At 55.3% G+C, this 4,085-nt stretch carries 2 rRNA genes; both read right to left on the bottom strand.

Going from position 1 to position 4,085, the window contains the following annotated elements:
- Window positions 1–55 precede the first annotated feature (55 nt).
- Window positions 56–172 (bottom strand): 5S ribosomal RNA (gene rrf, locus AB4Z48_RS40225).
- A gap of 244 nt (window positions 173–416) precedes the next feature.
- Window positions 417–3,552: ribosomal RNA gene (locus tag AB4Z48_RS40220) — 23S ribosomal RNA — on the bottom strand.
- Window positions 3,553–4,085 lie beyond the last annotated feature (533 nt).

Here is a 4,085-nt window from a genome sequence, read left to right as displayed (position 1 = left end):
GTTAAATGCGGGAGAGCCCCAACCTGTGGTTGGGGCTCTCGACCGTGTAATGATGTTCCGGCGGTGACCTACTCTCCCACACCCTCCCGGGTGCAGTACCATCGGCGCTGTGGGTCTTAGCTTCCGGGTTCGGAATGGGACCGGGCGTTTCCCCCACGCTATGACCGCCGTAACCCTTGCTCCCGTACCGTTCCGCCCCTGGGGGTGGTGGTGGGAAAACTTGTGGTTACAACATGCTTCCTGCACCTTTGTGGGTGCAGTTGTGGTGTTGTTATTTTGTTGTCGGTTCCTTCTAACGCTGCCGTCTGGTGACGGGTTTGTTGGTTGGGAACCACATAGTGGACGCAAGCAGTCTTGTTTCTTTGTACCCTCTCCTTGGTGTGAACGTCTTTTGAATCCGTTCACGAAGAGGGTGTGTGGTGTAAGTTATCGGCCTATTAGTACCGGTCAGCTTCACGAGTCTTTAGTCCTCGCTTCCACATCCGGCCTATCAACCCAGTGGTCTGGCTGGGGGCCTCTCACACACAAGGTGTATGGAAATCTCATCTCGAAGCGAGCTTCCCGCTTAGATGCTTTCAGCGGTTATCCCATCCGAACGTAGCTAATCAGCGGTGCACTTGGCAGTACAACTGACACACCAGAGGTTCGTCCRTCCCGGTCCTCTCGTACTAAGGACAGCCCYTCTCAAATTTCCTGCGCGCGCAGCGGATAGGGACCGAACTGTCTCACGACGTTCTAAACCCAGCTCGCGTACCGCTTTAATGGGCGAACAGCCCAACCCTTGGGACCTACTCCAGCCCCAGGATGCGAYGAGCCGACATCGAGGTGCCAAACCATGCCGTCGATATGGACTCTTGGGCAAGATCAGCCTGTTATCCCCGAGGTACCTTTTATCCGTTGAGCGACGGCCATTCCACAATGTACCGCCGGATCACTAGTCCCGACTTTCGTCCCTGCTCGAGATGTCTCTCTCACAGTCAAGCTCCCTTGTGCACTTACACTCGACACCTGATTGCCAACCAGGCTGAGGGAACCTTTGGGCGCCTCCGTTACTTTTTAGGAGGCAACCGCCCCAGTTAAACTACCCATCAGGCACTGTCCCTGACCCGGATTACGGGCCGAAGTTAGATGTCCAAAGTGACCAGAGTGGTATTTCAACGATGACTCCACCCGAACTGGCGTCCGGGCTTCAACGTCTCCCACCTATCCTACACAAGCCACTCCGAACACCAATACCAAACTATAGTAAAGGTCTCGGGGTCTTTCCGTCCTGCTGCGCGTAACGAGCATCTTTACTCGTACTGCAATTTCGCCGAGTTTATGGTTGAGACAGCGGGGAAGTCGTTACTCCATTCGTGCAGGTCGGAACTTACCCGACAAGGAATTTCGCTACCTTAGGATGGTTATAGTTACCACCGCCGTTTACTGGGGCTTAAATTCTCAGCTTCGCCTTGCGGCTAACCGGTCCTCTTAACCTTCCAGCACCGGGCAGGAGTCAGTCCGTATACATCGTCTTGCGACTTCGCACGGACCTGTGTTTTTAGTAAACAGTCGCTTCCCCCTGGTCTCTGCGGCCCCTGCACGCTCCGGACAGCAAGTGTCCATCACGATGGGGGCCCCCCTTCTCCCGAAGTTACGGGGKCATTTTGCCGAGTTCCTTAACCATAATTCTCTCGATCGCCTTAGTATTCTCTACCTGATCACCTGTGTCGGTTTGGGGTACGGGCGGCTAAAACCTCGCGTCGATGCTTTTCTCGGCAGCATAGGATCACCAAATCCCCCCATACGGGGGTCCCATCGGGTCTCAGGCATCATGAACGGCGGATTTGCCTACCGTTCGCCCTACATCCTTAGACCGGGACAACCATCGCCCGGCTTGGCTACCTTCCTGCGTCACACCTGTTAATACGCTTGCCTCCCAGGATCAGGTCCCGCGCTCCACCAAAACCCTCACACCACAAGGGCGATCGGGCAGGTCTCGGGCGGTTAGTATCCCCTGTTCAGCATGGGCGGTTTTTCGCCGGTACGGGAATATCAACCCGTTGTCCATCGACTACGCCTGTCGGCCTCGCCTTAGGTCCCGACTTACCCAGGGCAGATTAGCTTGACCCTGGAACCCTTGATCATTCGGCGGACGGGTTTCTCACCCGTCTTTCGCTACTCATGCCTGCATTCTCACTCGTGTAGGCTCCACCGCTGGTTTACACCGCGACTTCACTGCCCACACGACGCTCCCCTACCACTCCAGACGCCTGAACCAACCCACAAGGGGCGGCTTAGCTAATATCTGAAATCCACAACTTCGGCGGTGTACTTGAGCCCCGCTACATTGTCGGCGCGGAATCACTTGACCAGTGAGCTATTACGCACTCTTTTAAGGATGGCTGCTTCTAAGCCAACCTCCTGGTTGTCTTCGCAACTCCACATCCTTTCCCACTTAGCACACGCTTAGGGGCCTTAGTTGGTGGTCTGGGCTGTTTCCCTCTCGACTATGAAGCTTATCCCCCACAGTCTCACTGCTGCGCTCTCACTTACCGGCATTCGGAGTTTGGCTGACGTCAGTAACCTTGTAGGGCCCATTAGCCATCCAGTAGCTCTACCTCCGGTAAGAAACACGCAACGCTGCACCTAAATGCATTTCGGGGAGAACCAGCTATCACGAAGTTTGATTGGCCTTTCACCCCTACCCACAGCTCATCCCCTCCATTTTCAACTGAAGTGGGTTCGGTCCTCCACGACGTCTTACCGTCGCTTCAACCTGGCCATGGGTAGATCACTTCGCTTCGGGTCTAGATCACGCCACTGCAACGCCCTATTCAGACTCGCTTTCGCTRCGGCTTCCCCACACGGGTTAACCTCGCGACGTAACACTAACTCGCAGGCTCATTCTTCAAAAGGCACGCCGTCACCAGAATCAGACTGGCTCCGACGGATTGTAAGCACACGGTTTCAGGTACTGTTTCACTCCCCTCCCGGGGTACTTTTCACCTTTCCCTCACGGTACTGGTCCGCTATCGGTCATTAGGGAGTATTTAGGCTTATCAGGTGGTCCTGACAGATTCGCACGGGATTTCTCGGGCCCCGTGCTACTTGGGATACTTCACCAGGCGGTACACAACATTTCGGTTACGGGGCTCACACCCTCTCTGGCCGGCCTTTCAAGACCGTTCACCTATGCCTGTACTACTCACCTTCCCAGCCCGGCAGAGCTGGAGTGGGAAGTCCCACAACCCCGACCATGCAACGCCCGCCGGCTATCACACATGGAACGGTTTAGCCTGATCCGCGTTCGCTCGCCACTACTGACGGAATCACTATTGTTTTCTCTTCCTGCGGGTACTGAGATGTTTCACTTCCCCGCGTTCCCTCCACGCACCCTATGTGTTCAGATGCGGGTCACCAGGTAACTCGCGCCCCTGGCGGGGTTTCCCCATTCGGACACCCTGGGATCACAGTCCGGTTATCGACTCCCCCAGGCTTATCGCAGATTCCTACGTCCTTCTTCGGCTCCTAATGCCAAGGCATCCACCGTGTGCTCTTAAAAACTTGACCACAAAAGATCAAAAAAACTAATTCACGAGAGAACCATGAAAACCAACCCACACACCCAAAGGCGCCCAGGTCAGATCCAGGTTCATATTCTTGGAAATTGCTTCTTATAAAAGATGCTCGCGTCCACTATGTAGTTCTCAAACAACAACCCCGTACCACACACCCCACACACGCCCCCCAAAGGGAACAACCGTGTGATCGGTGCAGCCAGGAAACCAGAAACACAAGTCCCGGAACCACAGCCAACAGCCATGGAAACCGGTCCTGTTGTCTCAGGACCCAACAGTGTGCCAAACACTAAACCGCCATACCCCCCGCCGCACCGTTCCAGGACCACTCTCAAGAGAGGGTCCGTACTGGGTGCCGCGGAAAACGCAGCGGCCGCTATTTGTTGATATTCCACCCGTGAGCACCCGCCGCAGAACTTGCGTCTGCGCAACGGGCGTACTCCTGACAACCCCTCCACACTCACATACATGAGGCAAGGTGATTGTAGGTGCTCCTTAGAAAGGAGGTGATCCAGCCGCACCTTC

Source organism: Cupriavidus sp. 2TAF22, from assembly GCF_052115045.1.
Lineage (GTDB): Bacteria > Pseudomonadota > Gammaproteobacteria > Burkholderiales > Burkholderiaceae > Cupriavidus.
This window is presented reverse-complemented; position numbering and strand designations above follow the sequence as displayed.